Annotated in this window: 3 protein-coding genes; all 3 read right to left on the reverse strand. The window is 46.7% G+C overall.

The window, feature by feature from the left end; genetic code table 11:
* A partial coding sequence (locus AC4E7D_RS11325; protein WP_490173903.1) for a VOC family protein occupies nucleotides 1–372 on the reverse strand: 372 nt, incomplete at its 3' end.
* 213 nt (nucleotides 373–585) lie between these two features.
* A complete protein-coding gene (locus AC4E7D_RS11330) occupies nucleotides 586–2,874 on the reverse strand; it encodes a patatin-like phospholipase family protein (RefSeq protein ID WP_490173904.1) in 2,289 nt (762 codons plus the stop codon).
* Nucleotides 2,858–4,645, reverse strand: coding sequence for an excinuclease ABC subunit UvrC (uvrC, locus tag AC4E7D_RS11335; protein ID WP_490173905.1), 1,788 nt, complete (start codon nucleotides 4,643–4,645; stop codon nucleotides 2,858–2,860). Before uvrC ends, AC4E7D_RS11330 begins: the two co-directional genes overlap by 17 nt.
* Nucleotides 4,646–5,250 lie beyond the last annotated feature (605 nt).

Here is a 5,250-nt window from a genome sequence, read left to right on the forward strand (position 1 = left end):
AGACTCCGCCCCGCGGGAAGTAGTTTCTTTGTAACTCTTGGTTGCATCGTCTACCCAGAGGGCTATGGCCTTTACACCATCCCCGTGGGAATCTATATGACGATTAATCTCACCTCCTGGTTTCAGAGGGGAGGTTAATACGAGTCTGATCTTATCCTGTTGCAGCACGTAAGATACCCGGTCTTTGAGCCCGGTTTCAAGTCCCGCATAGGCAAGGGGCTGGAATCCCCAGGCCGACATATAATAATGTGCCGCCTGCTTGGCATTCCCCACATAAAGTTCTACATGGTCCGTGCCCAGTAAAGGAAGGAAGTCTTCTGCTTCCGGGTTCTCCACGGGCAGGTGTAATGAAGTATTGTCTAATGTAGCCATGATATTGTAATGAAGTTTTGTTTGTGTTTACGCAGATGTTTAATTGTCCTTCCGTTTAGGATCGAGCAGGGCTACCACATGGCCCTGAAGTGCGCGGCAATATCTACGACAGCTTGTATCATGGGATATGATCTATGCTGCAAATATCGTAAAAAACTGGCAATTTCTGAAGGGACCCGGGCACTGAAAACCCCTGTGTCCAGGTCAATTACATCAAAACCAGTAGCCCACACTGAAGAAGAAATTCCCCGAACTTACCTCAGGTGACCAGGAATACAGTACCTGTACCGGCCCAAGGAAGGATTCCCAGCCATACCCCAGGGCATAACCTGAAAAATCCGGAGCCGTAAACCATTCCCCAGTCCGGAAGATATCGTCCTCCACATTGGCGTAATTGGCAGCAAACAATAAGTGGTTTTTAGGGGAAAATTCATAATCGAGCCGTGCATATGCCTTTACATAACTGTTCCCGGGAAGGCTGAGGAAGTCATACCCAAAGAAGGGGACAAAATTATTGATCAGGTCGTTCCCAAACCCACCGAGCACAAAATCGAGGGAAGTTACCCTTGAGGTCCCCAGCTTGAAGCCGCCTTCGGTTTCCAGGTTTAAGGAGACATCACCGAAAAGCGGAAAGGCGGCACCCATTCTCGCCTTTGCAATGGAAAATTCCTTGAAGTTGTCATTAAAATCGGAGGAAAAAAGGTATAGATGGAAATCGCCGTTGAAATAGACCCCTCTAGAAGGGAAATACCGGTCGTCATAGGTATCAAGAACCAATTGCCCATAAGTACTGTAGAGGTTGCTCTTTTCAAAGAAGGTCCGGTTGTCCTCGTCCGGACTAACAAGTGACCCTTCCGGCAATACTTCGCTGAGCGTGGTAGTACTGTATTTCAGCAATTTATGCTCTATGCCGATCAGGAAGGCAAATTCTTCACGGAGGACTGTCTGCAGGTAAAACTGATTCGTAAAGTCAGTGATCTCAAAATCGATGTTGTTGATATTGGGATCCTGGGGCACTGTAAAATTGGACTCGATAACGCCATAATCGACGTCCCAGCTGAATTCATTAAGGCGGGAATTAAAACCAAAACTCCAGTACAACCCCTTATCCACATAATACTGCAACGAGTACCGTATATTGTCGCCCAGGATCAGGTCAAAAGACGCCACGTCATCCTTGACCAGAAAATTCTTCCGGGTAAGGTTGATCATGGCCGCACTTTTATAGAGGTCATCGTAATGCGCCCCTACCCGGAGGAGGGTTTTGTCCTCGCTTTCCCGTAGCCTGAGCAACAAGTCTTCACCCAGGCCTTCGGACCGGAGTTTGTACCGTATGGTCCTAAAGTTGCCGGTTGCCGCCAGATTGCCAATTCCCTGTGTCAGATCGGAATAGGCGATACGATCGCCCAGGGAGAAACGGAGCTTACCCTTTACATAGGCCCGGGTATAATTGTCATTTCCTTCCAGGATCAACCGGTTGACTACAAGGGAATCCAGAGCAGTAATGGGCTGGTGTTCCCTTTTAGTGTCCCCCTGCTTATTGGCCAATTCTGTAAAAGCATGCTGATTTAGGCGTGCCGCTTCTTCCCCTTCCTTAATGATAGCCTCCTTAAAGTCAAAATCAATAACCGAATAGTTGTCGATATCCGGTTTGATATAGATATCCGTTAAGCCGGCCTTGTCCTTCATGGCCCCCACCGTGCGAAAGTTGTTGATTTGCAAGAGGATCTCTGTGGCAGAGCCGAGGGCTTCCCGATCGCGCAAGCCGTGCTGTACGTCCACCCCGATGACAATATCTGCCCCCATAGCCCGTACTTCTTCCACCGGGTAGTTGTTCAGCACACCGCCATCGATCAAGATCCGCCCATCTACTTCAATAGGTTCGAAAAGGGAGGGCAGGGAACCACTGGCAGCGATAGCCTCTGGCAGGTATCCCTGATTTAATATCACCTCGTTGCCTGTCTCGATGTCTGTTGCCATACAGAAAAAGGGGATGGGTAATTTATTGAAGTCATCCACATTTCTCACGTGATAGAGCAGTTCTACTAGTTTTGTATAAATGTTCTGACCCCCGGAAAGGCCCTGTGGGAAGGTGATTCTAAAGTCATTAAAAGGCAGGGTAAGCGCATAGCGTTCGGAATCTTCCTTCTCATAGAACGATTTGGCTCCCCTGGGGAAAGTATCCTGGATGAGCCCGGCGAGGTCTGTGGTCCTGAACAGGGAATCTAACTCAGTAGCACAATATCCGGAAGCGTAAAGGGCTCCCACTATTGCCCCCATACTGCTACCCCCGATATAATCAATTTCTACCCCGGATTCTTCTATGACCTTCAAAGCCCCGATATGGGCCAGTCCTTTCGCTCCACCTCCGCTTAAAACCAGTCCCACTTTAGGACGTTCCGAAATCTGCCGTGCCTGCCCCAAAAGTGACTTTGTTCCCAGGAAGGCCAGGAACAGGAAACAGAACAGCAGGGATTTCCCCGGGTTAATGGAAGGTTTCATATACCTTTTTTGCTTTAGACAGCCCTATGGCCTTTGTAAGGTCCTCTATACTCGCCTCTTTAATGCGTTTAACCGATTTAAATGTTTTCAACAGGTCTTCTGCTGTTCGCTCCCCAATCCCCTCTATGCTTTCCAGCTCGGAATTAATGGCTGCCTTGCTCCTTTTACTACGGTGGAAGATGATACCAAACCGGTGGGCCTCATTTCGCAACTGCTGTATGATCTTCAGGGTTTCTGATTTTTTATCAAGGTAAAGTGGGATGGGATCCTCCGGGAAGTAGATCTCCTCCAGTCTTTTGGCGATCCCAATTATGGCGATCTTACCCCTGAGCCCAAGCACTTCCAGGCTTTTAAGGGCTGATGATAATTGCCCTTTTCCCCCGTCGATCACAATCAGCTGGGGTAGCGGTTCATCCTCATTCATCAAGCGTTTATATCTTCGGAAAACCACTTCTTCCATAGAGGCAAAATCATCCGGACCCGTTACCGTTTTGATATTGAATTTACGATAATCTTTTTTTGCCGGTTTCCCGTTGCGGAATACCACACAGGCGGCTACCGGATTACTTCCCTGTATGTTGGAATTGTCAAAGCATTCGATATGCCTGGGCTCTTCCGAAAGCCTCAGGTCTTTCTTCATTTGAGCCATGATCCGGTTGGTGTGTCGGTCCGGATCCGTAATCCTGACCTGCTTGAACCGCTCCTGGCGGAAGAATTTGGCATTTCTCTCTGATAGGTCAAGCAATTTCTTCTTGTCACCCTGCTTGGGCACTACTATTTTGACTTCTTCGGATAAGGTTACGGGAAAGGGCACAAAAATCTGGCGGGACTGAGAATTAAATTTCTGCCGTATCTCCAGAATGGCCATTTCCAATAGGTCCTTGTTCTCTTCTTCCAGTTTCTTTTTGATCTCCAGGGTGTGGGATCGTATTATGGCGCCATGCACTACCTGAAGGAAGTTCACGTAGGCATAAGACTCATCTGCAATGATGGCAAACACATCCACATTGCTGATCCTGGGGTTAACGATAGTAGACTTAACCTGGTAAGATTCCAGAACCTCGATCTTTTCCTTGATCCGCTGGGCCTCCTCAAAGCGCATTTCAGCTGCCAGCGTCTTCATTTGTTTTTTGAAATAGTGCAGGGAAGATTTAAAGTTCCCCTTGATAATCTCGCGTATGTCCCCTATTTGCTGATGGTATTCTTCAGCAGTTTGCAACCCTTCGCATGGGCCCTTGCAGTTACCGAGATGGTACTCCAGGCATAGTTTAAACTTACCTGCGGCGATCTTCTCGCTAGACAGGTCATAATTACAGGTCCTCAGGGGATATACGCTGCGGATGAGTTCCAGGAGGGTTTTCACCGTTTTCATGCTGGTATAGGGCCCGTAATACTCAGATCCGTCCTTGATGAGTTTACGCGTGGGAAATACCCTTGGGAAGCGCTCGTTCTTGATACAGATCCAGGGATAGGACTTATCATCCTTCATCAGCACATTATACCTCGGCTGATATTTTTTAATGAGGTTATTTTCGAGGAGCAACGCATCAGACTCGGTGGGGACCACAATATGCCTTATGCTCCTGATCTTCCTGACCATTACCCTGGTTTTGCCCAGTTCATGCGTCTTGTGGAAATAACTGGCCACCCGCTTCTTGAGGTTCTTAGCCTTGCCCACATACAGTATTTTCCCGTCCCGGTCATAAAACTGATAAACACCAGGACTATCCGGGAGGGTACTCAACTGCAGTTCAATGGGTACTTCGGTCATAAGGATCCCCTTTACAGGATGGGCACCATAAAGGTAAAAGGTAATTTTATTTAAAAATGGAATTCCGGGGAAATTCCCCAGACCTATGATTTTATGCCTTCAGAGGGTGCATCAGGCAACTTCTGTTTAAGAAAGGTTTATCGTGTATGTTTATAAACTATTGTTTTTCAACAGCTTGTACTTTTATGTTTAAATAATTGCCTTTTTAACCTTAAACAATAGTTAACTAATTAATAAAAAAAGTGCATTTCATCGATAAAAAGGAACCGTTAATAGGATTTTAAGATATTTTCTTGTTATATTTAGGCAAATAAAATTCGCATTACATGGACAATTATCTCATTACTATTGGGATGTACATCATTTTGATGCTGTTTTTCAAAATCTACTTTGCGGTTGCCGCAAAGGACTAGTTTTGAGAGCGGCGTTCCCCCAATTGACCTGCAAAAACTATGTTGAAAAGGGAAATACGAGCCTACTACCCCAGGCTCCGAAGCGATATCTCCCCCGACATACTTCATAAGAAAAGCCTTACTATAGCCAATCAGTTATTACACCTTCCTGTTTGGGAAAAGGACTTTTTTCATATTTTTCTTACCATCCCG

This window comes from Lentiprolixibacter sp., assembly GCF_982873095.1.